Origin of the sequence: Massilia sp. NP310 (genome assembly GCF_019443485.1) — a bacterium.
In the GTDB taxonomy this organism is placed as follows: domain Bacteria; phylum Pseudomonadota; class Gammaproteobacteria; order Burkholderiales; family Burkholderiaceae_D; genus Telluria; species Telluria timonae.
In genome coordinates, this window is the sequence record NZ_CP080379.1 from 4,176,235 (window position 1) to 4,197,442 (window position 21,208).

At 66.3% G+C, this 21,208-nt stretch carries 23 protein-coding genes; 9 read left to right on the forward strand and 14 right to left on the reverse strand.

Annotated features, from left to right (window positions below):
• Window positions 1–69: 69 nt before the first annotated feature.
• The 3 genes from KY496_RS18320 to KY496_RS18330 form a co-directional block, all read right to left on the reverse strand.
• Complete coding sequence (locus KY496_RS18320) at window positions 70–708, reverse strand: LysE family transporter (RefSeq protein ID WP_005664254.1); 639 nt, start codon at window positions 706–708, stop codon at window positions 70–72.
• A gap of 124 nt (window positions 709–832) precedes the next feature.
• Window positions 833–1,120 carry an HU family DNA-binding protein gene (locus KY496_RS18325; RefSeq protein WP_005664253.1) on the reverse strand — a complete coding sequence of 96 codons (288 nt, stop codon included), beginning with the start codon at window positions 1,118–1,120 and terminating at the stop codon, window positions 833–835.
• A gap of 89 nt (window positions 1,121–1,209) precedes the next feature.
• Window positions 1,210–1,431, reverse strand: a complete 222-nt coding sequence (locus KY496_RS18330; protein WP_071360995.1) for a BrnA antitoxin family protein — start codon at window positions 1,429–1,431, stop codon at window positions 1,210–1,212.
• Window positions 1,432–1,650: 219 nt separating this feature from the next.
• On the opposite strand from KY496_RS18330, the gene KY496_RS18335 reads away from it, so the two are divergent.
• A complete protein-coding gene (locus tag KY496_RS18335; protein WP_005664250.1) occupies window positions 1,651–2,592 on the forward strand; it encodes a DUF808 domain-containing protein in 942 nt (313 codons plus the stop codon).
• Window positions 2,593–2,635: 43 nt separating this feature from the next.
• Here the strand turns inward: KY496_RS18335 and KY496_RS18340 are convergent, their stop codons facing one another.
• Window positions 2,636–3,109, reverse strand: coding sequence for a hypothetical protein (locus tag KY496_RS18340; protein ID WP_071360994.1), 474 nt, complete (start codon window positions 3,107–3,109; stop codon window positions 2,636–2,638).
• Between the two features lie 36 nt (window positions 3,110–3,145).
• Here KY496_RS18340 and KY496_RS18345 point away from each other — a divergent pair, with 36 nt between their 5' ends.
• The 3 genes from KY496_RS18345 (at window position 3,146) to KY496_RS18355 (ending at window position 6,208) form a co-directional block, all read left to right on the forward strand.
• On the forward strand, window positions 3,146–4,438 hold the full coding sequence (locus KY496_RS18345) for an SDR family oxidoreductase (protein ID WP_005664246.1): 1,293 nt from the start codon (window positions 3,146–3,148) through the stop codon (window positions 4,436–4,438).
• Entirely contained in the window at window positions 4,438–4,902 is a 465-nt protein-coding gene (locus KY496_RS18350; protein WP_005664245.1) for a DUF2269 domain-containing protein, read from the forward strand. The genes KY496_RS18345 and KY496_RS18350 overlap by 1 nt, the downstream gene beginning before the upstream one ends.
• A gap of 280 nt (window positions 4,903–5,182) precedes the next feature.
• Window positions 5,183–6,208, forward strand: a complete 1,026-nt coding sequence (locus tag KY496_RS18355; RefSeq protein ID WP_005664241.1) for an NAD(P)-dependent alcohol dehydrogenase — start codon at window positions 5,183–5,185, stop codon at window positions 6,206–6,208.
• Between the two features lie 14 nt (window positions 6,209–6,222).
• Here KY496_RS18355 and KY496_RS18360 read toward each other — a convergent pair whose 3' ends face one another.
• The 3 genes from KY496_RS18360 to KY496_RS18370 all read right to left on the reverse strand — a co-directional run bounded on the left by KY496_RS18360 (window position 6,223) and on the right by KY496_RS18370 (window position 7,908).
• Window positions 6,223–7,011 carry a glutaminyl-peptide cyclotransferase gene (locus tag KY496_RS18360; protein ID WP_219861899.1) on the reverse strand — a complete coding sequence of 263 codons (789 nt, stop codon included), beginning with the start codon at window positions 7,009–7,011 and terminating at the stop codon, window positions 6,223–6,225.
• Window positions 7,012–7,075: 64 nt separating this feature from the next.
• Complete coding sequence (locus tag KY496_RS18365; protein WP_219861901.1) at window positions 7,076–7,480, reverse strand: hypothetical protein; 405 nt, start codon at window positions 7,478–7,480, stop codon at window positions 7,076–7,078.
• A gap of 83 nt (window positions 7,481–7,563) precedes the next feature.
• Window positions 7,564–7,908, reverse strand: a complete 345-nt coding sequence (locus tag KY496_RS18370) for a DUF6152 family protein (RefSeq protein ID WP_071360989.1) — start codon at window positions 7,906–7,908, stop codon at window positions 7,564–7,566.
• A gap of 145 nt (window positions 7,909–8,053) precedes the next feature.
• Here KY496_RS18370 and KY496_RS18375 point away from each other — a divergent pair, with 145 nt between their 5' ends.
• Window positions 8,054–8,533: a GNAT family N-acetyltransferase gene (locus tag KY496_RS18375; RefSeq protein WP_219861902.1), complete on the forward strand. Its 480-nt coding sequence runs from the start codon at window positions 8,054–8,056 to the stop codon at window positions 8,531–8,533.
• 91 nt (window positions 8,534–8,624) lie between these two features.
• Complete coding sequence (locus KY496_RS18380; RefSeq protein ID WP_184240113.1) at window positions 8,625–9,263, forward strand: DUF6624 domain-containing protein; 639 nt, start codon at window positions 8,625–8,627, stop codon at window positions 9,261–9,263.
• Here KY496_RS18380 and KY496_RS18385 read toward each other — a convergent pair.
• The 3 genes from KY496_RS18385 to KY496_RS18395 all read right to left on the reverse strand — a co-directional run bounded on the left by KY496_RS18385 (window position 9,223) and on the right by KY496_RS18395 (window position 11,872).
• On the reverse strand, window positions 9,223–9,984 hold the full coding sequence (locus tag KY496_RS18385) for an SDR family oxidoreductase (protein WP_219861904.1): 762 nt from the start codon (window positions 9,982–9,984) through the stop codon (window positions 9,223–9,225). The two genes, KY496_RS18380 and KY496_RS18385, sit on opposite strands and share 41 nt — an antisense overlap.
• Before the next feature lie 179 nt (window positions 9,985–10,163).
• A complete protein-coding gene (gene nfsB, locus KY496_RS18390; protein ID WP_071360985.1) occupies window positions 10,164–10,817 on the reverse strand; it encodes an oxygen-insensitive NAD(P)H nitroreductase in 654 nt (217 codons plus the stop codon).
• Window positions 10,818–10,864: 47 nt separating this feature from the next.
• On the reverse strand, window positions 10,865–11,872 hold the full coding sequence (locus KY496_RS18395; RefSeq protein WP_219861906.1) for a zinc-binding alcohol dehydrogenase family protein: 1,008 nt from the start codon (window positions 11,870–11,872) through the stop codon (window positions 10,865–10,867).
• A gap of 108 nt (window positions 11,873–11,980) precedes the next feature.
• On the opposite strand from KY496_RS18395, the gene KY496_RS18400 reads away from it, so the two are divergent.
• The gene (locus KY496_RS18400; RefSeq protein WP_219861908.1) at window positions 11,981–12,895 is read left to right on the forward strand and encodes a LysR family transcriptional regulator; all 915 of its coding nucleotides are present in this window, start codon (window positions 11,981–11,983) and stop codon (window positions 12,893–12,895) included.
• Here KY496_RS18400 and KY496_RS18405 read toward each other — a convergent pair.
• Window positions 12,892–14,175, reverse strand: a complete 1,284-nt coding sequence (locus KY496_RS18405) for an amidohydrolase family protein (protein WP_219861910.1) — start codon at window positions 14,173–14,175, stop codon at window positions 12,892–12,894. The two genes, KY496_RS18400 and KY496_RS18405, sit on opposite strands and share 4 nt — an antisense overlap.
• A gap of 72 nt (window positions 14,176–14,247) precedes the next feature.
• Entirely contained in the window at window positions 14,248–14,865 is a 618-nt protein-coding gene (locus KY496_RS18410) for a LysE/ArgO family amino acid transporter (protein ID WP_005664221.1), read from the reverse strand.
• A 96-nt stretch (window positions 14,866–14,961) separates the two neighbouring features.
• On the opposite strand from KY496_RS18410, the gene KY496_RS18415 reads away from it, so the two are divergent.
• Entirely contained in the window at window positions 14,962–15,855 is an 894-nt protein-coding gene (locus tag KY496_RS18415; protein ID WP_219861911.1) for a LysR family transcriptional regulator ArgP, read from the forward strand.
• Here KY496_RS18415 and KY496_RS18420 read toward each other — a convergent pair.
• Window positions 15,780–16,247, reverse strand: coding sequence for a hypothetical protein (locus KY496_RS18420; protein WP_005664217.1), 468 nt, complete (start codon window positions 16,245–16,247; stop codon window positions 15,780–15,782). The two genes, KY496_RS18415 and KY496_RS18420, sit on opposite strands and share 76 nt — an antisense overlap.
• Before the next feature lie 123 nt (window positions 16,248–16,370).
• Window positions 16,371–18,638, reverse strand: coding sequence for a PhoX family phosphatase (locus tag KY496_RS18425; RefSeq protein WP_370660084.1), 2,268 nt, complete (start codon window positions 18,636–18,638; stop codon window positions 16,371–16,373).
• A 221-nt stretch (window positions 18,639–18,859) separates the two neighbouring features.
• Here KY496_RS18425 and KY496_RS18430 point away from each other — a divergent pair, with 221 nt between their 5' ends.
• Entirely contained in the window at window positions 18,860–21,199 is a 2,340-nt protein-coding gene (locus tag KY496_RS18430) for a PAS domain-containing protein (protein ID WP_219861913.1), read from the forward strand.
• The last annotated feature ends 9 nt before the right edge of the window (window positions 21,200–21,208 follow it).

Consider the following 21,208-nt stretch of genomic DNA (forward strand, 5'->3'; position numbering starts at 1 on the left):
GACAACGCGGGTTACACAAAGTTGCATCTGCCGGCTTAGCGGAAATAGTAGCCGGCGCCATGCACATTGTCAGGCCGGCTGGCGCTTGACGAAGAACAGCATCGAGCCGATCAGCACCAGCACCGCGCCGAACACGCGGTTCTGCAGGCGCATGTGGCGTGGATCGCGCATGAAGCGCTGCATCGAGGCGGCCAGGGCGGCGTAGCCGTGCATCACGATCGAATCGATCGCCACCATGGTCACGCCCAGGATCGCCAGCTGGGTGAGCAGCGGCGCATCCTTGGCGATGAATTGCGGCAGCACGGCGACCATGAAGATGATGCCCTTCGGGTTCGTGGTATTGGTGAGAAAGCCGGTCAGCACGCGCTTGCCGAAGGACGGATGCGCTTCCAGGCCGGCGGTCGACGCCGTCGGGCCGGGCGCCGGGGCGGCGCGCCACTGGCTGATGCCGAGATAGATCAGGTACAGCGCGCCGATCACCTTGACCGCCGTGAAGGCGACCGAGGATGCCAGCAGCAGCGAACCGACGCCGGCGCCGGCGATGACCAGCACCAGGACCAGGCCCAGCTGCAGGCCGAGGACGGTCGCGCTGGCCTTCTTGAGGCCGTAGGCCAGGCCATGCGACATCGACAGGACCGCGCCGGAACCGGGCGAAATGGCGATCAGCGAACCGGCGATGACGAAGGCGATCCAGGTGGCGAAGCTCATGGTGGTGAAAAATGAATGGTGCTGCGGAAGGAGGGGGAAGACGACTGCCGGGGAGGCAAGAAACGACACATTCAGCCAGCGCGCGCGACCCGCGAACGGGCCGCGACGCGAGGCCGGGTACTGATTACTTCTTCTTGGTCGGGTTGACCGCTGCCTTCAGGGTCGCGCCAGCCGAGAAACGCGGGCTCTTCGACGCCGCGATCTTGATCACTTCGCCGGTGGCAGGGTTACGGCCCTTGCGTGCGGCGCGCTTGGTCACCGAGAAGGTGCCGAAGCCGGTGATGCCCACCGTGTCGCCCTTTTTCAGGCGCTCGGTGATGATCTCGATGATGGTGTTCACGGCGTCGCCAGCGGCAGCGCCCGACATCTCGGTGCGCTTCGCGAATTCTGCGATCAGTTCGCCTTTTTTCATAAATCCCTCCGGGGTTAAAAGAGCGGGAAGATTAGCATAAATATTGCTATGTGTAATGCCGCTCCCCGAGGGAAATTTGAAAGGAAGCCTTATGCGACGCCAGATTCGATGACCGGACCGCTCAAACGGTTGCGCAGCGCGGCGTTGATCAGGGTCTGGTAACCGGTGCCGCAACGCTCGGACAAGTTGCGGAATTCCTTCAGCACCTCGTCGTCGAGATAGATCGTGATGCGGGTCTTGCGCTTCGGCGGACGGGCGCGGCGGACCGGAGCGGAAGTGGAAGCGGCAGGCTGGATCGAATCGGTATTCATTGGATGATCTCCTTCGTTTGGGGGGACGAGGCTGCAGTGCCGCAACCTTCAGCGTTGCACTATACGTATGCAGACCGGCAGTCGCCCGGCAAAAGCGACGAGATGCAGATTTCCAGGCATGAAATGCAAAAAGCCGCGCCGAACGGCTCCGCGAACCGTGTAGCGAGCATTTGGCGGCTCGGTTAATATCGTAGCAACTTGACATGAAGGAGCAGAACTATGGCTGGAGTCGGCTTACTTGCACTCCTGGACGATATCGCCACCATCCTCGACGACGTCGCCGCGATGAGCAAGATTGCGGCCAAGAAAACCGCGGGCGTGCTGGGCGACGACCTGGCGCTCAATGCGCAGCAAGTCTCGGGCGTGAAAGCCGATCGCGAGCTGCCGGTGGTCTGGGCGGTGGCCAAAGGATCGATGGTCAACAAGGCGATCCTGGTGCCGGCCGCCCTGGCGATCTCGGTCTTCCTGCCCTGGCTGATCACGCCGCTGCTGATGATCGGCGGCGCCTTCCTGTGCTTCGAGGGCTTCGAGAAACTGGCGCACAAATACCTGCACAGCGCGCAGGACGAGGCCCGGCACAAGGCGCAGCACGAGGCGGCCGTGGCCAACCAGGCGATCGACATCGTCCAGCTCGAGAAAGACAAGATCAAGGGCGCGGTGCGCACCGACTTCATCCTGTCGGCCGAGATCATCGTGATCTCGCTCGGCACCGTGGCCGGCGTGGCGCTCGGACAGCAGGCCCTGGTGCTGACCGTCATCGCAGTGGTGATGACGGTCGGCGTCTATGGCCTGGTGGCCGCCATCGTCAAGATGGATGACGCCGGCCTGCACCTGAGCAAGAGCCAGAGCGGCGCCGCCCGTAGCTTGGGCAAGGGTTTGCTGGCAGCCGCGCCACGCCTGATGAAGATCCTGGCGGTGGTCGGCACCGCCGCCATGTTCCTGGTCGGCGGCGGCATCATCTCGCATGGGGTGCCGGCGCTGCACCACTTTTCGCAGGGAGCGGCCGCCGCGGTAGCCGATGTGCCGACGGTCGGTGGGGTGCTGGCCTTCCTGGCGCCGATCCTGGTCGATGCCCTGGTCGGCGTGCTGGTGGGCGCCGTGGTGCTGGGCGTGGTGACGCTGGTGCAGCGCATGCGCGGCAAGAAGGCGGCCGCGCACTGATCCCGTTCACCGGCGCGGGCATCCAGCCCGCGCCGCTCGCCATTCATTTCGGCGGTTCGTTCTTGCGCGACATGATGGCGCCGATCGCCAGTCCGATCGCAAACCCCGCATACACCACGCCCAGCGCATTGCGCGACAGGCGCTTTTCATAGCCCGGCTGCAGCGGCCGCGGCGTCAGCTTGTAGTCGGTGAAGGCCGCGAACGCGGAGGTCGCCGCCGAGGCGGCGGCAATGGCCATCGGGTTCTTGCCGTCCATCACACCCCCGAGCGCGCGTTCGAACACGAACGACCAGAAGGTCGCGCTGGCATGGTGGATCAGGTAGCCGGGAACCGTGTAGCGCAGCGAGAAGCGGTCGCGGTAGCCTGCTTTATGGCCATGCACATAGTGGCTGACGGCATTGGTCGGTGCATAGGCGCTGCCGGTCTGCATCTTGCCGACCACGGACATCGCCACCGTCGACAGGATGCTCGAAGTCGCCCCGGAGATGAGTGCGCGCTGTAATGCCGTATTTTCCATACAATCCTCTTTTACTTGATGTGAAGGGAAGCACGGATGCGGATTTTGCTGACGGGGGCGAGCGGTTTCATCGGGCAACATTTGCTGCAGGCGTTGCTCACCGAAGGCCACCACGTCGTGTGCGCGGTGAGAGCACCTGAAGCGAAGCTTCCGAAAAGCGCTGACCCGCGCTTGAGCACTATCCACGCCGATTTTTCCAAAGATACCGACAAATCCACCTGGCTGGCGCGCCTGTCGCATATCGACGTCGTGATCAACACGGTCGGCATTTTCCGCGAAAGCGGACGCCAGGATTTCGCCCGCCTGCACCGCGACACGCCGCGCGCGCTGTTCGCCGCCTGCGCCGAATCGCACGACGTACAGATGGTGATTCAACTGTCGGCGCTGGGCGCCGACCGCGATGCGACGACGCCCTACCACCTGTCCAAGCGCGATGCCGACGACTACCTGGCCTCGCTGCCGCTGCGCTCCTACATCGTCCAGCCCTCGCTCGTGTATGGCCGCGACGGCGCCAGCGCGCGCACCTTCCGCACCCTGGCCAGCATGCCGTTCACGCTGCGCTTCGGCAGCAAGCCGCAGCTGGTGCAACCGATCCACGTCGACGACCTGGCGCTGGCCATCGTCGGCCTGCTCAAGCACCGCCTGCCGATGGCGCCGGGAGCGGGCACCTCGATGCGGGTGCCGCTGGTGGGGCCGCAGGCGATGCCGTTCACCGACTATCTCGGCCTGCTGCGCTCATCGATGGGCATGGGGCGCCAGCGTGTGCTGCCCCTGCCGGGACCGGTGGCGCGGCTGGCGGCCGCCGTCCTGCCGGGTTCGCTCATCAGCCGCGATGCGCTGAGCATGCTGGACCGCGACAACACGGGCGACGTCATGCAGACGGCGATGCTGCTCGGCCATCTGCCGCGCTCACCGGATGAATTCATCGGCGACCCGGACGGCGAACGCGCGCGCGCCAAGCTCGGCTGGCTGCTGCCGATGCTCCGCTACAGCATCGCGGCGGTGTGGATCCTGACCGCGATCGTCTCCTTCGGCCTGTATCCGGTCGAGGCCAGCTACGAGCTGCTGGCGCGCACCGGCATTCCTCCCGACCTGCAGCCATTGATGCTGTATGGCGCCGCCAGCTTCGACCTGCTGCTGGGGCTTGGCATCCTGTTCCTGGCGCGGCGGCGCTGGCTATGGCTCGCACAATTGGGCCTGATCGGGTTCTATACGATCGTGATAGCGTTCAAGCTGCCTGAATTCCTGCTGCATCCCTACGGGCCGCTGACCAAGAACCTGCCGATGCTGGCGGCGATCTGGCTGCTGTATCAACTCGAGGAAAAATAATGGATTACGTGGTGCTGAAATGGCTGCATATCGTCTCGTCGACGCTGCTGTTCGGCACCGGCATCGGATCGGCCTGGTACATGCTGTTCGCGAACGTCAGCCGCGATGTGCGGGCGATCGCGGTGGTGGCGAAATACGTCGTCATCGCCGACTGGCTGTTCACGGCCACCACCGCCATCCTGCAGCCGCTGACGGGCTTCTACATGATCCACCTGGCCGGCTATCCGCTGCACAGCAAATGGATCATGTGGTCGATCATCCTGTACGTGATCGCCGGCGCCTGCTGGCTGCCGGTGGTGTGGCTGCAGATCCGCATGCGCGACATGGCGGCGGAGGCGGCGCGGCTCGATACGCCGTTACCGGCGCTGTACTGGCGTTATTTCAGGATCTGGGTGACGCTGGGCGTGCCGGCGTTCGCGGCGTTCATCGTGATCTTCTGGCTGATGGTGGCCAAGCCGGTGTAGCGGGAGCGGGCTGCATCCTTCGTATCGAAATACGTTTTCGCCACCGTCCACCCGCCCCAGACGCCCACGCCAAAGGCGATGAAGGCAGCGACTCCGAGTACTGTTTTAAGCAATTTCCAAGCTGCTTGTTCTTCCATGTTCTACCTCTTGCGGGTTGCAACCAAGAATCCTAATTTATCATAAACCCGACACTCGACAGACGCGCGACTGGCGAGCGTCCCGCCCTCGGCCAGCCGCGTACAATGGCCCGCGTACCGATCAACCAGAAGGAGATTTACGCATGCGGGCTTACCAGATTCTTCACGGCGCGAACATCGACGGCCTCCAGTGCATCGACTACCCGGAGCGCGACCTCGGCCTGGGCGAGGTGCGCATCCGCGTGCACGCCGTCTCGCTCAACTACCGCGACCTGATGGTCGCCGGCGGCAACTACCTGGTCTCGGTCGAGGACCCCATCATCCCGTGCTCGGACGGCGCCGGCGAAGTGCTGGCGGTCGGTCCCGGCGTGACCCGGGTGCAGGTCGGCGACCGCGTGGCCGGCTCCTTCTTCCCGCACTGGCTGGAAGGCGGGCCGACGCCTGACAAGGTGCGTCACGGCCTGGGCGGCGACATCGACGGCATGCTGGCCGAAGAAGTCATCCTGCACGAGGACGCGCTGGCCATCATCCCGGCCGGCCTGTCCTTCATCGAGGCATCGACCATGCCGTGCGCCGCGGTCACCGCCTGGAACGCGATCTTCGTCTCCAGCAATCATGTCAAGCCGGGCGATACCGTGCTGCTGCTGGGCACCGGCGGCGTCTCGATCCTCGGCCTGCAACTGGCGCGCGCGGCGGGCCTGCGCGCCATCGTCACCTCGTCCAGCGACGACAAGCTGGCGCGGGCGCGCGCGCTGGGCGCCCACCACACGATCAATTACCAGGCGATTCCCGAGTGGCACGACGAGGTGCTGCACCTCACCCACGGCGTCGGCGCCCAGGTGGTGCTGGAAGTGGGCGGCAAGGGGACGGTGAACAAATCGGTGTCGAGCGCCGCGATGGGCGGGACCGTCGCCGTCATCGGCGGCGTCAGCGGTTTCGGCGGTGAAGTCAATCCGGCCTCGCTGCTGGCCAGCGCCAAGCGCCTGGTGGGCATCTATGTCGGCAGCCGCGCCATGCTGGAAGACGTGATGCGCTTCGTGGACGTGAGCGGCGTCAAGCCGGTGATCGATCGCGTGTTCCCGTTCGGCCAGGCCCAGGAGGCGTATCGCCACATGGCGTCCGGCGCGCACTTCGGCAAGGTCGTGATCGACGTCACCGACCGCTCCTAGATCAGCAGCGCAGCTTACTTTCGAAGCTTCGGCACCAGCTCGATCTCGAACAGCTTGGGCCACAGCTTGCCGGTGACGAACAGGCGCTTGCCCTTGCCATCCCAGGCGATGCCGTTGAGGACGGCATCGACCTCCTTCGTGCCGCGCTGGTCGGGCGGCAGCAGGCCGGTGAGATCGATCACCCCGAGCACCTTGCCGCTGTCGGGGTCGATGCGGGCGATGAGTTCGCTGCCCCAGATGTTCGAGTACAGCTCGCCGTCGACCATTTCGAGTTCGTTCAGGCGCTCGACCGGGCGGCCCTCGCTCGTGACCTGCACCCGGCGCAGCTCCTTCATCGTCTTCGGATCGAGGATGCGGATGAAGGAACTGCCGTCGCTCATGTATAGCTGCCTGGCATCGCTGGCCAGGCCCCAGCCTTCTCCCTCGTACTTGAAGCTCTGCTTGAGCTTGAAGGTCTTGAGGTCGAACACATAGCCGACCTGCGAAGTCCAGGTCAGGCCGACCAGGTGGTTGCCCACCGCGGTCGACCCTTCGCCAAACACTTCCTTCGGCAAATCGGCCTTCTGCACCACCTTGCCGGTCTTGAGCTCCACCTTGCGGATCGTCGAGCGGCCATACTGGCCGGTGCTTTCGTACAGGTGGCCGTCACGGTAGAACAAGCCTTGCGTGAAAGCCTGGGGATCGTGGGGGTAGGTATTCTTGACAATGAAACCGTAGACCGGCGGCGCGGCCTGGGCGGCGCCCGCGCTCATGCAGGCGATGGCGCAGGCGACGGCGAAGGTGGAAAACTGTTTGAGCATCATGGTTGACTGAAAAAGCGGCAACAGACTGTAGCACGATCGCCATCGGTTCGCCCTCGCCTGCGCTTCAGACATACGCCAGCAGGCGCCCGCAGGCGATCACGGCGATCCAGAGCAGCAGCGACAGCGCCGCATGCAGCCTGGCCCAGGCCGGCGCGCCGGCCGGCCAGCTGGCGGCCCCGCGCCAGGGGCCGGCATGAAAGACGAGAGCATTGACGCCGGCCGCCACGATCAGCGCCAGCTTGAGCAGGAACACCCCGTTAGCCAGCAGCTCGGGCTGGGTCGAGAACATCAGCAAGCCGCTCGGCACGATCAGCAGCAGCCCGAACCAGGACCACGGCAGCAGGTGGCGCGCCAGCGCCTGGACCGGCAGGGCGCGGCCGAAGCCGAGCAGGCGCAGGTCGAACATCGCCGCCGCCCCCACCAGCACGGTGAAGCCGACGATGTGGACGATCTCGACGATCGGATACAACCACGGATCGTCGCGCAGGGCCTGCGCCAGCGGCGTCGCGGCGGCCCAGGCGGCCGCCTCCTGGACGAAGTCCGGCGCGACGCTCAGCGCAGCTCCGTGACCTTGTCGCCGACGGTGATGCGCTCGGCGCGCAACTCATCGGCCTTGCTGCGGTTGGGATAGCCGTAGACGGTGACCTTGTTGCCGACGGCCAGCATGTCCTTTGCCAGGCCGCGGTTTTCCATGCGTCCCGGCGGCGCCAGCACCACGAGCCAGGTCTTGTCGGCTGTCTTGAGGCGCACGAAGCCGTGCGGCTGCTGGTAACCGGATTCTTCGATGGTGCCGGTCAGCTGTTGGGGTTGCTTGGCATCGTATTCGCTCCACCCGTGATGGGCGGAAGCGGTGGCGGCCACGATGGACAATACGGTGGCCAGGAGTGCGCGTTTCATTGTTTCCTCCAGAGTGAAGAAATCCATGATGCATGCGGCAAGCATATCCTTGAACATGGAATGAAGCGCGCACGGCTGCTCTACGGGAATGGCTATCCCGGCGGCGGTATAGTATGCATTTATTGCCCGCATTCAAGGAGACGCCATGCCATCGCGCCGCCCGGCCACCCTGGCCGACCTGTCGACATTATGGGAATTGCGCACCCGGGCGGTGCGCGCCGGTTGCGCTGACCATTACCCGGCCGCGGTGATCGACATCTGGTGCGCCGCCCCGGCTCCCGCCTCGCTGCCGCTGCTGGTCCAGGCCGGTGGCGCCGTCGTGGCCGAGGAAGAAGGACAGATCGTGGGCTACGCCGTCCTGAACCTGGATACCGGCGAGCTCTATGCCGCCTTCGTCGAGCCGAGCCACCAGGGCCGCGGCATCGCCCTGCAATTGCTGCGGCAGCTCGAATCGATGGCGCGCGAATGCGGACTGGCCCGCCTGTTCGTCTCGGCCTCGCTCAATGCGGTGCCGTTCTACGAGCGCGCCGGCTTCGTGTCGCTGCGTGAAGAGCTGTATCCGCACCGCTGCGGGGTCGACCTCAAGTCGGTGTTCATGGAAAAGCAGCTAGCCCGGCCTTCCTGAGACGGCGGCTCATGCAGGACGAATGGACCAGTGCGCCGGCGCCGCGTACACTCGGCCATTCGTCCACTTCGCCCCAACGCCGATGCACCGTTTGTCGACCCTCCTGGGGATCGCGATTTCCGCCATCCTGACCGCCCTGCCAGCCCACGCCGCCTGCGACGACTATCCGCAACAACTCGCCACACGGGTCAGCGCCGACCAGGCCCTGCGCGCACGACTCGACTTCAGCCGGATGGATGATCCAGAACAGAAGAAGCTGATGCAGCAAATGGGCATCGTCGACCGTGCCAACACAGCGTGGCTGAAAGCCGCGTTCGAGCAATGCGGTTTTCCGGACAAGGACAAGCATGGCGAGAAGGCCCAGGGCAACGCCTGGCTGCTGGTCCAGCATGCCGACCACGATGTGGCGTTCCAGAAGTACACTTTGTCGCTGCTCGAAAAGATGGCCGCGCAGCGCGGCGAACCGGTGCGCCGCAGCTTCGCCTACCTGGCGGACCGGGTCGCGGTGGCCGAAGGGCGGCCGCAGCTGTACGGGACGCAGTTGATGGCGCCGGCCGAGCAGCCCTGCAATTTCGACTTCAATCCGATGGACGACCGCGAGAAAGTGGAAGCGCGGCGCGCCGCCCTGGGGCTGCCGCCGCTCGACATCTACAAAGAGATCGTCCTGGAGAATTCGAACTGCATGCCGCCTAGTGCGTCGGAATCGGGTTCGCCGCCAGATAGGCATTGAACTCATTGACCAGCTTATGCTCGCCCGGCCCTGCGTTGGCGCGCATCGGCTGGGCCGACTCTACCACCACTTCTTCCTTGCCGGTCGCAAGACCCGCCATGGTCTGGGCAATGAAATCCTCCAGCGGCATGGCGCGCGGATCGTCGCCCTTGTGGATCAGATCCGTGTTCACCCAGGGCGGAGCGATTTCCTGCAGGGTCACCGAGGTGTCGCGCAGCATGAAGCGCTGCGACAGCGTGTACGAGTGCAGCGCCGCCTTGGTGGCCGAATACACGGCGGTCGAAGCCAGCGGCACGTAGGCCAGCACCGAGGTGTTGTTGACGATGGTGGCGCGCGGCTGCTGTTTCAGGTGGCCCAGCAGCGCGGAACTCATGCGGATCGGGCCGAGCAGGTTGGTGGTGACCGTCGACAGCATCGTGTCTTCGTCGATTTCGCCGGCCGCATCGTCGAAGGGCATGATGCCGGCGTTGTTGATCAACACGTTCAGATTCGGGAAATCCTGCGTCACCTGGGCCGCGACGCGCTTGATGCTGGCGGCGTCGGCGATGTCCAGCTCCACCGCATGCATGCCCGGATTGGCCTTCACCACTTCGTCCAGCAGCGCCTTGCGGCGGCCCGCGATGATCACGGTATTGCCCAGCTTGTGAAAGGCTTCCGCCAGGCCGCGACCGATGCCCGAGGCGCCGCCGGTGATGAGGATGGTGTTGTCATTCATTTGCATGGTCTTCTCCCTGGTTGGTGTTTCGCTGTTGATGTGAACAGTCTACGGAGAAGTAACATGTCGGTTTGGCCGTATATCCCTCGATTTCAGCCATCATGCGAATAACCGGATTCGAGGGAGACGCACAAACAACAACGGCGTGCATCGCTGCACGCCGTCGCGAACTAACCCGCAGCCGATCAGATGAAGGTGAAAGTCGCTTCCTGCGTCAGGCGCGATTTCGGCAGGCCGGCATTGAAATCGCTTTCCGACGAATAGCCGAAGCTCACCAGCACCAGGCTGGTCAAACCTTTCGCGTTCAGGCCGAACTCCTCGTCCAGGATCTTCTGGTCGAAGCCTTCCATCGGAGTCGCGTCGATCTCGAGCGTGGCCGCGCCGAGGAGCGCCGTGCCCAGCGCCAGGTAGACCTGCTTTTCGAGCCACTGCGCCACGTCCTTGCCGCCGAAGCGGTGCTGGCGCACATAGCCGCGGCGTCCCGCGTCCTGGCCGGCGCGCGCGGCGTCATCGCGGAAGCGGCCATCGCGTTGTTCCTGGTCCAGCAGCGCTTCCAGGTGCGCCTCGTCCATGTCGATGCGCGAGCACAGCACGATCACGTGCGAAGCGTCGTTGATCTTGGCTGCGTTGTAGCTGTAGCCGCCCTGCGCCGCCTTGGCGATGCGCGCGCGGCCTTCCGGCGTGTTGGCGACGACGAAGTGCCACGGCTGCGAATTGACCGACGACGGGCTGCTGCGCAGCAGGTCGTACACTTGCTGCATCACTTCTTCGGGGATGCGGCGCTCCGCATCGTAGGCTTTGGCGGTATGGCGTTTTTGTGCGGCCGACAGGATATTCATGGTGTTCCTTCTGATAATGAATCCGACGATCTTAAGCGATCTGCAGCTTAAAAGTCTTCAAGGACGATTTTTCCGATCGCGCGGTTGCTCTCGATGAGGGCGTGGGCGCGGCGCAGGTTGGCGGCGTTGATCGTGCCGAAGTGCTCGCCCAGGGTGGTGGTCAGGGCGCCGTCCTCGATCATCGCGGCCACCCGGTTCAGCAGCTCGTGCTGGCGCACCATGTCGGCCGTCTCGAACATCGAGCGGGTGAACATCAGCTCCCAGTGCAGCGAGATCGACTTGCGCTTGAGCGGCACCGCGTCGAGCGTGGCCGGATCGTCGATCAGCGCCAGCTGGCCCTGCGGCGCCAGCGCGTCGATGATGTCTTGATAATGGCGGTCGGTGTGGGTCAGGCTGATCACGATGTCGACGTTGGCGAAGCCCAGCTCCTCCAGTTGCGGCTGCATCGGGCGGGTGTGGTCGACCGTGTGGTGGGCGCCCAGCCTGGTCACCCATTCGCGGGTGGCGTCGCGCGAGGCGCTGCCGATCACGGTGAGTTTGGTGAGCCGGCGCGCGAGCTGGGTCAGGATCGAACCGACGCCGCCGCCGGCGCCGACGATCAGGAGCGACTTGCCTTCACCGCCGCCTTCCGGCACGCGCAGGCGGTCGAACAGCAACTCCCAGGCCGTGATCGAGGTCAGGGGCAGGGCGGCCGCTTCGGCGAAGCCCAGATTGGCGGGCTTCGTGCCGACGATGCGCTCGTCGACCGCCTGGAACTGGCTGTTGGAGCCGGGGCGGACGATCGAGCCGGCATAGAACACTTCGTCGCCCGGCGCGAACAGGGTCACGTTGGCGCCCACGGAGCGCACGATGCCGCTGGCGTCCCAGCCCAGCACGCGCGGCTCGTTCACCGCGACGCCCAGGCGGATCTTGGTGTCGACCGGGTTGACCGAGACGGCGCGCACTTCGACCAGCAGGTCGTGCGGGCCGGCCAGCGGCATCGGCAGCTCGGTGTCGAGCAGGGCCTGCGGGTCGTCGATGGGCAGGCCGTGTTGGGTATAGACTATCGCTTTCATTTTCTTCTCCAGGCATAAAGTGAGCAGGGCAGTGAAGACCATTTTAGGGATGCATCAACCGGTGAAACAGTGCCATGGCAGAGTTTCACTTTCACTGTGGAAGAGAAAATGATCCGCCTGGACGACCTGTCGCTGTTCGTGCGCGCCGCCGCCCTGGGCAGCTTTTCGCAGGCCGCGCGCGAAGTGAACCTGCTGCCCGGCCAGGCCAGCGCGGCGATCCAGAGGCTGGAACGCGAACTCGACGTCCGCCTGTTCGCGCGCTCGACGCGCAGCCTGCGCCTGACCGACGAGGGCAAGCGCTACCTGCCCTTTGCCCAGGATGCGCTGCAGGCGCTGCGCGACGGCCATGACGGCATGCGCGGCGAGAATGCGTCCCTGTCCGGCACCTTGCAGGTGGCGGCGCCGTCCGACTTCGGCCGCAACGTGCTGCTGCCGTGGATCGCCGAGTTCCGGCGCGCCCACCCGGGCCTGGACATCCAGCTGCTGGTGTCGGACCAGGTGGCGGACGTGTTCCGCGACCCGGTCGACATCGCGCTGCGCTACGGCCAGATCGATGACGCGAGCTTCATCGCGCTGCCGGTGGCGCCAGAGAACCGGCGGGTGCTGATCGCGTCTCCCGCTTACCTGGAACGGCACGGCCGCCCCTCGGCGCTGGCCGACCTGGCCTCACACAGCTGCCTGGCCTACCGCCTGCGCGGGCGCATCTATGACCGCTGGTGCTTTCCGCTGCCCGCAGGAGACCAGGTGGCGCAGGTCAAGGGATCGCTGGTGAGCGACGACGCCGACGTGGTGCGGCGCTGGGCCGTCGCCGGCGAAGGCATCGCCTATAAATCGTGGCTCGACGTCTGCGCGGACGTGACGGCGGGAAGGCTCGAGGTGGTCTTGCCGGACATGCCCGGCGAAGCCACCCCATTGAACCTGGTGTGCCCGCACCGCAAGCAGTTCTCGCCCGCGGTGAAGCTGTTGCATGCGCTCCTGAAGGAGCGCTGCGCTCCATTGCTGGAGCGGCTGGGCGACGTTTAGAGCGCGCCGCCCTTGACGACGGCGCCCGCCTGGATCACGGCCGCCGGCGCTTCCAGCAGGGTGACGTCCACGAGCGGATCGCCCTTCACCGCCACCATGTCGGCATAGCGGCCCGGCTCGACGACGCCGATGTCCTTGCGCGCCAGCGCCTCGGCCGCGTTCACGGTGGCGGCCTGGATCGCCTGCAGCGGCGTCATCCCGTACTGGACCATCACGGCGAACTGCTTGGCGTTGCCGCCGTGCGGGTGCACGCCGGCGTCGGTGCCGAACACCATCTTGACCCCGGCCGCATGCGCCTTTTTGAAATTCTGGCGCTGCAACTCCGTCACTTCGCGGTCCTTGCGCAGATTATCTTCCAGCACGCCGTTCTTCTTGCCCTCGGCCGCCGTGTAGGTGCCGTTGTAGATGTCCATCGACAGCCAGGCGCCGTGCTTTTTCGCCAAGGCGATGCCCTCGTCGTCGATCAGGCTCGCATGCTCGATCGTGTTGACGCCGGCGCGGATCGCGTCCTTGATGCCGGCCGCGCCGTGGGCGTGGGCCGCCACCTGCAGGCCCCACTGGTGCGCTTCCTCCACCGCGGCGCGCATCTCGGCCAGGTTCATCTGCTGCTGGCCCGGTTCGGTATTGCGCGAGAAGACGCCGCCGGTGGCGCAGATCTTGATCACCTGGGCGCCGTACTTGCGCAGCTCGCGCACCGACTTGCGCGCCTCGTCCGGGCTGTCGGCGTTGTACTTGTTCTTTTCCTCCATCGACGGCGGGAAGTAGGTGCTGTCGCAATGGCCGCCGGTGGCGCCGAACGACCAGGCGGCGGGCACGATGCGCGGACCGCGCACCTTGCCGGCGGCGATGGCCTGGCCCAGGCCGACGTCGTTCCAGTCCGAGGCGCCCAGGTTGCGCACCGTCGTGAAGCCGGCGTCCAGCGTCTTGCCCGCGTGGGCCACGGCCAGCGCCGACCAGAAGCGGTCGTTGTATTCGAGGCCGGTGTAGCCGCCATAGGTCGGATCCGAATCGAGGTGGACGTGCATGTCGATCAGGCCGGGCAGCAGGGTCATGCCGGGCAGGGCGATGCGGGTCGCGTCGGCGGCTGGCGGCGTCGCGGCATCCGGCTTGAGGCTGACGACCTTCCCGTCGCGCACCAGGATCTCGGGGTTCTGGATCATGCGGCCGCTCTTGACGTCGAGCAGGCGGTCGGCGCTGATGACGACATCCGCGGCATGGGCGGAAGACCAGCCGGCGGCGGCCAGGCACAGGGATAGGACGTTCAGGGTCAAGCGGTTCAAGCAGCCTCCGGGCAATGGATGGGTAAATAGCAACTTTACACCGGACAACATCTTACCCATCCATTTTTTTGCTCAGCTGTCTGTCAGCAGCAACGCCGCCAGCACCAGCATCATGGCGCCGGTCAGCGCCTCGAACACGCGCCACACCCCAGGGCGCGCCAGCACCGGGGCGAAGCGCTGCGCACCGACACCGATCGCCGTGAACCACAGGATCGAGGCCGTGATGGCGCCCAGGGCAAACGAGCCGCGCTCTTCAAGCGCCAGGCTGCTGCCGACGGCGCCCAGCAGCACCACGGTGTCGAGATAGACGTGCGGGTTGAGCAGCGACAGCGCCAGCACGGTCGCCAGCGCCGCGCCGAGGGTCTGGGTCTGCGCCGCCGGATCGGCGGCCAGCGAGGCGCCGCCGCGCAGGCTGCTCTTCCAGCAGCGCAGGCCATACCAGAGCAGGAAGGCGGCGCCGCCATAACGCGCCACCGACGTCAAGAGGGGCGACGCCTCGATCAGGGCGCCCAGGCCGGCAGTGCCGGCGGCGATCAGGATCACGTCGACCACGATGCAGGTGAGCACCGTCGGCAGCACGTGCCGGCCGCGCACCGCCGTGCGCAGCACATGGGCGTTCTGGGCGCCGATCCCCATGATGAGACCGGCGCCCAGGCCCAGCCCCTGTAGATAGATTTGATGCGAGAACATGGCCGCCTCTTTGTGAAAAAGCGCCACTATCCCAGCCCGGCTGGTCTACTTCAATTATATTCATGAATATTCAGGTTACTTAAGAAAATCTAATTCATGACGATCGATCCCCGCCGCAGCGCCGCCTTCGTGGCCGCCGTGGATTGCGGCAGCCTGGAGGGCGCCGCCGCCCAGCTCAAAGTCACGCCGTCGGCCATCTCGCAGCGCATCGCGGCGCTCGAGCAAGAGCTGGGCACGCCGCTGCTGGTGCGCAGCCGTCCCTGTCGCCCGACCGCGCCCGGCACGCGGCTGCTGCAATACCTGCGCCGCTCGACCCTGCTCGAGTCGGAATTCCTGGCCGGGATGAAGGACGACCCTGGCCCGGCGCGGGTCACGCTGGCGGTCAACAACGACACCCTCGCCACCTGGCTGCTGCCGGTGCTGGCGCCGATCCTCGATGCCGAAGGCCTGCTGGTCGAATTCGTCCTCGACAACCAGGGCCATACCTTCGCGCTGCTGGAGGGCGGCCATGCGGTGGCCTGCATCTCGGGAGAGACCGAGCCGATGCGCGGCTGCAGCGCCAGAGCGCTCGGCATGATGCGCTACCGGATGGTGGCCTCGCCCGACTTTGCGCGGCGCTGGTTCCCGGACGGGATGACGCGCGCCACGGCCCAGCGCGCGCCGCTGGTGGTGTTCGACCGCAAGGATGCGATGCAGTCTTCTTTTCTGCTCACCCACTTCGGCCTGCCGGACGGCGCCTATCCGTTTCACTACGTGCCGGCCAGCGATCCCTTCGTGCACGCGGTACGCCACGGCATGGGCTATGGCATGCTGCCGGAGGAACAGTGCGGCGCCTTGCTGGCAACGGGCGAACTGGTCGACCTGGCCCCGGCCCTGTACCACGACGTGCCGCTGTACTGGCACGCCTGGCGCATTCAGCCGCCGCGGCTGGAGCGCATGGGCACGGCGCTGGTGAAGGCCGCGCGCGGCGTGCTGCTGCCGCTCGCCTGAGCGACCGGCCACCACTGCGCCACGCCCCACAGCAGTTCGGGGACCAGGAACAGCCACAGCACCGGCAGATCCGCCTTCAGCATCGCCCAGCCGATCCAGAATGCGAACAGCAGGCGTCCGACGCCGTCGAAGCGACCCAGGCGCAGGCTGGGCTCCTTCAGGCGCACGGCGCACCACAGCAGCACCAGCGTGCCAAGGAGAGACGACAACAACAGGTGCAGCGGCGCGAACGGCGGCAGCGGCGCGCCGCCCAGCCACACGTTCATGCCGGATAGCCAGTCGAGCAGCAGGGCGAAGGTCCACGGCGTGGCGAAGGGCAGGATCTGCACGACGTCGTAGGCGGCGCTGGCGCGCGCGAGGCGCAGGTAGGTCGATAGCGGCAGGGCAGGCATGGCGGACTCCCGGTTGAACGATCCGCTTGATGCTGACACGGGCCGGACTGGCCCATCTTGCGCACAATAAAGAAAGGGCCGGCTGCGTATGCAACCGGCCCTTTCACGCCTTACAGCGTCACATCACGAACCGATGCGGCCGCCGTCGTTCTTGGTGATGACCAGGGTCGCCGAGCGTGGGCGGCGGCCGGCGCCGTAGCCCGCGTTCGCCGGCCACTGGCTGGTGTACTTGCTGGCGTCGCCGACATTGGCCGCGGCGGTGGTTTCGCCCGGGTGCTGGATGTTGACGAACAGCGCCTTGCCGTCCGGGGTCTCGGTGATGCCGGTCAGTTCGCAGCCGACCGGGCCGACCAGGAAGCGCTTGAGCGTGTCGGCGCTGGCGGCCTTGCCCACGAAGGTGTCGACGCTCAGGGTCGAGCCGTCGGTCTTCGGATAGCTCAGGGTGACCTTCTTGCCGTCGCCGACCTTGCCCGGCAGGCCGGCCACCATCATGCAGTTGGTGACGTCGGTGTAGGCGCCATCGTCGGTCTGGAACCAGCAGATGCCGGTCGAGTTGCTGAAGGCCAGGCCGTCCGGGCTCGAGAAGTCCTGGTCGGCGGTCAGGCCCGACAGGTTGATGCGGGCGGCATCGGCGGCGGCTTCGGCGCCGAACAGGTAGACGTCCCAGGCGAAGCTGGTGGCGGTCGAGCCGGCGGCGTCTTCACGCACGCGGATGATGTGGCCGTTCGAGTTGCCCAGCTGGGCGGTGGAGCCCTTCATGTCGGTGTACGACCGCGGGTTGGCGGCGTCTGGCGCGACCTGGCTCGAGCTGCTCGGCTCGACGCGGCGGTTGCTGTTGTTGGTCAGCGTGTAGTAGATCTCGCCGTTGGCAGGGTTCACCGCGCACCATTCCGGACGGTCCATCCTGGTCGCGCCGACGGCGTCGGCGGCCAGGCGGGCGTTGACCAGCACGTCGGCCTGGTCGGCGAACTTGTAGTTCGCGTAGTTGGCGATGACGCTGTTGGCGATGGTCAGCTCGATCCACTGGCCCTTGCCGTCGGCATTGAATTTGGCGACGTACAGCTTGCCGCTGTCGAGGTATTTGTCGCCGGTGGCGATACGATCGAGCGCGACGGCGTCGGCCGGGTTCCACGGTGCGGTCGACACGAACTTGTAGATGTATTCGCCGCGCGAATCGTCGCCCATGTAGACGGCCAGCGGCTGGCCGGCGGTCAGGCGGCCGAACGAGGCGCTTTCGTGGGCGAAGCGGCCCAGCGCGGTGCGCTTCTTGAGCGGGCGGGTCTTGTCGTAGGCGTCCATCTCGACGATGTAGCCTTCGCCGTTCAGTTCATTGCGGTAATCGTCGGTGCCGTCCGTCGACGTGCCCTTCTTGCTGATGTCCCAGCGCTGGTACTTGTCGTCCACGCCGCCGGTTTCCCAGCCGTGGCGCGAGGACGCGCCCTGCGCCAGGCCATAGCGGTTGAGCGAAGCGACGCTCTTGTCGCCGCGCGCGGCGTTGTCGGTGCTCGAACGGGTGAAGTAGCCGGCCCAGTTCTCCTCGCCCGACAGATAGGTGTTCCACGGGGTGCGGCCGGTGCCGCAGTTATTGATGGTGCCGCGGAACTTGGTGCCGTCCGGCGAGTACTTGGTCTTGACCAGGGCATTGCCGCGCACCGGGCCCGAGATCTGGACTTCGGTCTGCTGGTGCACGCGGCGGTTGAAATTCGAACCCTTCAGGTATTCCCACTTGCCGTTGTTGCTGCGCACTTCGAGGACCGACAGGCCGTGCAGGGCCATTTCCTTGTCCACCTCGAGGGCCGGGCGCGGCAGCGCATTGGTGCCGCCGTTGGCGTGCACAAAGAACGACGGCAGGCCTTCGTTGGTGGTGGCCTCATGGTTCATCGCCAGCAGGCCGCGGGTGGCGCCGGTGGTCGAGACGCCGCCGCTGTCGGACAGCGAGAAGAATTCCATGCCGTCGTGGTGGTCGCCCGCGCGGTTTTCGAAATCAGTATCGGTGCCGTCGTTCTTGTAGGCCGGGGTGCTGCTGGTGAGCGGATCGCCCAGCGCGTACAGTACGGTGGCGGTATAGCCGGCCGGGACCACGACGGTGTCGGCCAGGCTCTTGCCCACAGCGGTGAAGCCGAGCAGCTTCTCGACCGGCGCCGGCGGCGGGGTGGTGCCGGTCGGCGGGTTGGTCGGCGGGGTGACAGGATCGTCGTCCGAACCGCCGCAGGCGGTCAGGCCGAAGCTGCCGAGCAGGGCGGTCGCGGCCGTCGCAGCGCTGCCGCGCAGCATGTTGCGGCGGCTCAGGCGGGTCTGGAGGACGGTGCTGAAGTGTTCGTTCGACGAGTTGTTCGAATCGATGTCGTCGTGGTCGACAGGCATGCGGGCGAAATCGGTCGGCTTGTTCACGGAAGTGGATCCTGTTTTCTAGTGTGGGAAAGGAAAGCCACTAAATGGTAGTAAGGCAACATGACGACTCCGTGACAGTTTGGTCACAGTTTGATGACACTGGTGCGGCACGCTTGTGCTTTTCTTAGCGGCATTTTTAATATTTATGTGTCATTCACCGGACGCGGACGCTCCCGGCCGGGCCGTTGTGGTATAGATGACGTTTTACCGGAAACAGACAGATGCAGGAAAACCGCGCCCCCACGCCGCAGCAGGACACGATCACCTTGGGATGGGCCCTGTTCGAAGCCATACCCGACTGCGTGAAACTGCTCGACATGGACGGCATGGTGTTGGCGATCAACCGCAACGGCCTGCTCTCGATGGAGATCGACGACGCCGGGACGGTGGGCGGCAAGCCGTGGAAGGCATATTGGCCGCAGCCGTCGCACGCAGCCATCGAGGCGGCCCTGGACGCGGCGCGCGCCGGCGGCACCGGGCACTTCAGCGCCGCCTGTCCGACGGTCAAGGGCAAGCCCAAATGGTGGGACGTGATGGTCACCCGCACCGCCGCGACCGGCGACCAGGAAACACGCCTGCTGGCGATCTCGCGCGACATCACCGAACAGGTGCGCGCCGAGGCCCTGCGCAAGGAGACCGAGCGCGCGCTGCACGCCAGCCGCGAGCGCTTCGAGAAGATCGTCAGCCAGGCCTCCACCGGGGTGGTGCAGATCGACACCGCGGGCCGCATCGTGCTGGCCAACCAGAAGTATTGCGAGATGGTGGGCCGCAGCGAGGCCGAGCTGCTCGGCATGAGCGTGGCCGAGGTCACCGCGCCGCAGTCGCGCGCCCAGACCCACGATGCGCTCGAGCGCCTGAAGGCCGGCGCCGCCGGCGTGGCGCTCGACAAGTATTACCTGCACAAGGACGGCTCGCTGGTCTCGGCCACCAGCAGCGTCAATGCGCTGCGCGGCCCCGACGGCGAGTTCCAGGGCCTGGTCGCGATCGTCCTCGACACCACCGGGAACAAGCAGGTCCAGGAGCAGCTGCGCGCCAGCGAAGAACGCTACCGCACCCTGTTCGAGTCGGTCGACCAGGGCTTCTGCATCTTCGAGATGATCTTCGACGCGGCCGGCAAGGCGGTCGACTACCGCTTCCTGGAGATGAACCCGATGTTCGAGCGCCACACCGGCCTGGTGGATGCGGCCGGCCGCACCGCGCGCGAGCTGCTGCCCGGCCTGGACGACTTCTGGTTCGAGACCTATGGCAGGGTGGCGCTGACCGGCATCCCCGCGCGCTTCGAGAACGAGGCCCCGGCCATGGGCCGCTGGTTCGACGTCTACGCCAACCGCATCGGCGGCCCGGACAGCCGCAAGGTGGCGCTGCTGTTTTCCGACGTCTCGGCGCGCAAGCGCTCCGAGGAAGAGCTGCGCCGGCTGGCCGACGACCTGGCCGAGGCCGACCGCCGCAAGACCGAGTTCCTGGCCACGCTGGCGCACGAGCTGCGCAATCCCCTGGCGCCGATCCGCAACGGCCTGTCGGTGATGCGCCTGGGCGGCGACAATCCGGCGGCGGTCGGCAAGGTCAGGGAGATGATGGAACGCCAGGTCGGCCACATGGTGCACCTGATCGACGACCTGCTCGACGTGGCCCGCATCAGCGGCGGCAAGCTCGAACTCAAACGCCAGCGCGCCGACCTGCGCGCGATCCTGGCCAGCGCGGTCGAGACCAGCCTGCCGCTGATCGAGGCGGGCCAGCACGCGCTCGAGGTGGACGTGCCCGACCTGCCGCTGTTGATGGACGCCGACGCCACCCGCATCGCCCAGGTGGTGGCCAACCTGCTCAACAACGCCGCCAAGTACACGCCGGCGCGCGGGCATATCCGGCTGTCGGTGCGGCGCGAGGGGCTTGAAGCGGTGATCGCCGTCAGCGACACCGGCGTCGGGATCGCCGGCGACGCGCTGGCCGGCGTGTTCCAGATGTTCAACCAGATCGGCCGCACCGTCGACCGCTCGCAGGGCGGGCTCGGCATCGGCCTGTCGCTGGTGCGGCGCCTGGTCGAGATGCATGGCGGCAGCGTGGTCGCCGAGAGCGGCGGCCCGAACGCCGGCAGCGTGTTCACGGTGCGCCTGCCGCTGGCTGAAGTGTCCGACGATCAGCCCGCCCGCCCGCTGGGTTGGGACGCGCCGGCCGGCGACGGCGGCCCGGCCGGCGACGGCGAGGCGGGTCTCAAAGTGCTGGTGGTGGACGACAACGTCGATGCCGCGCTGACGCTGTCGATGATCCTGGAAGCGTCGGGCCACGTCACCCGGGTGGCGCACGACGGCTACGGGGCGCTGGAGGCGGCGCGCGAGTTTCGTCCGCGCGTCGCCTTCCTCGACATCGGCATGCCGGGCATGAGCGGCTACGACACGGCGCGCGCGATCCGCGCCATGGAGGAACTGGATGGGGTCGTGCTGGTGGCCCTGACCGGCTGGGGCGCCGAAAGCGACCGCCAGCGTTCGAGCGAGGCCGGCTTCAACCACCATCTCACCAAGCCGGTGCAGATGGCGGTGGTGGAGGAATTGCTGGCGCGGTTGTAAAACACGGAA

Coding starts and splice junctions, on each gene's coding strand:
- KY496_RS18320 (WP_005664254.1), bottom strand. CDS start 708: ATGAGCTTCGCCACCTGGATCGCCTTCGTCATCGCCGGTTCGCTGATC.
- KY496_RS18325 (WP_005664253.1), bottom strand. CDS start 1,120: ATGAAAAAAGGCGAACTGATCGCAGAATTCGCGAAGCGCACCGAGATG.
- KY496_RS18330 (WP_071360995.1), bottom strand. CDS start 1,431: ATGAATACCGATTCGATCCAGCCTGCCGCTTCCACTTCCGCTCCGGTC.
- KY496_RS18335 (WP_005664250.1), top strand. CDS start 1,651: ATGGCTGGAGTCGGCTTACTTGCACTCCTGGACGATATCGCCACCATC.
- KY496_RS18340 (WP_071360994.1), bottom strand. CDS start 3,109: ATGGAAAATACGGCATTACAGCGCGCACTCATCTCCGGGGCGACTTCG.
- KY496_RS18345 (WP_005664246.1), top strand. CDS start 3,146: ATGCGGATTTTGCTGACGGGGGCGAGCGGTTTCATCGGGCAACATTTG.
- KY496_RS18350 (WP_005664245.1), top strand. CDS start 4,438: ATGGATTACGTGGTGCTGAAATGGCTGCATATCGTCTCGTCGACGCTG.
- KY496_RS18355 (WP_005664241.1), top strand. CDS start 5,183: ATGCGGGCTTACCAGATTCTTCACGGCGCGAACATCGACGGCCTCCAG.
- KY496_RS18360 (WP_219861899.1), bottom strand. CDS start 7,011: ATGATGCTCAAACAGTTTTCCACCTTCGCCGTCGCCTGCGCCATCGCC.
- KY496_RS18370 (WP_071360989.1), bottom strand. CDS start 7,908: ATGAAACGCGCACTCCTGGCCACCGTATTGTCCATCGTGGCCGCCACC.
- KY496_RS18375 (WP_219861902.1), top strand. CDS start 8,054: ATGCCATCGCGCCGCCCGGCCACCCTGGCCGACCTGTCGACATTATGG.
- KY496_RS18385 (WP_219861904.1), bottom strand. CDS start 9,984: ATGCAAATGAATGACAACACCATCCTCATCACCGGCGGCGCCTCGGGC.
- nfsB (WP_071360985.1), bottom strand. CDS start 10,817: ATGAATATCCTGTCGGCCGCACAAAAACGCCATACCGCCAAAGCCTAC.
- KY496_RS18395 (WP_219861906.1), bottom strand. CDS start 11,872: ATGAAAGCGATAGTCTATACCCAACACGGCCTGCCCATCGACGACCCG.
- KY496_RS18400 (WP_219861908.1), top strand. CDS start 11,981: ATGATCCGCCTGGACGACCTGTCGCTGTTCGTGCGCGCCGCCGCCCTG.
- KY496_RS18410 (WP_005664221.1), bottom strand. CDS start 14,865: ATGTTCTCGCATCAAATCTATCTACAGGGGCTGGGCCTGGGCGCCGGT.
- KY496_RS18415 (WP_219861911.1), top strand. CDS start 14,962: ATGACGATCGATCCCCGCCGCAGCGCCGCCTTCGTGGCCGCCGTGGAT.
- KY496_RS18420 (WP_005664217.1), bottom strand. CDS start 16,247: ATGCCTGCCCTGCCGCTATCGACCTACCTGCGCCTCGCGCGCGCCAGC.
- KY496_RS18430 (WP_219861913.1), top strand. CDS start 18,860: ATGCAGGAAAACCGCGCCCCCACGCCGCAGCAGGACACGATCACCTTG.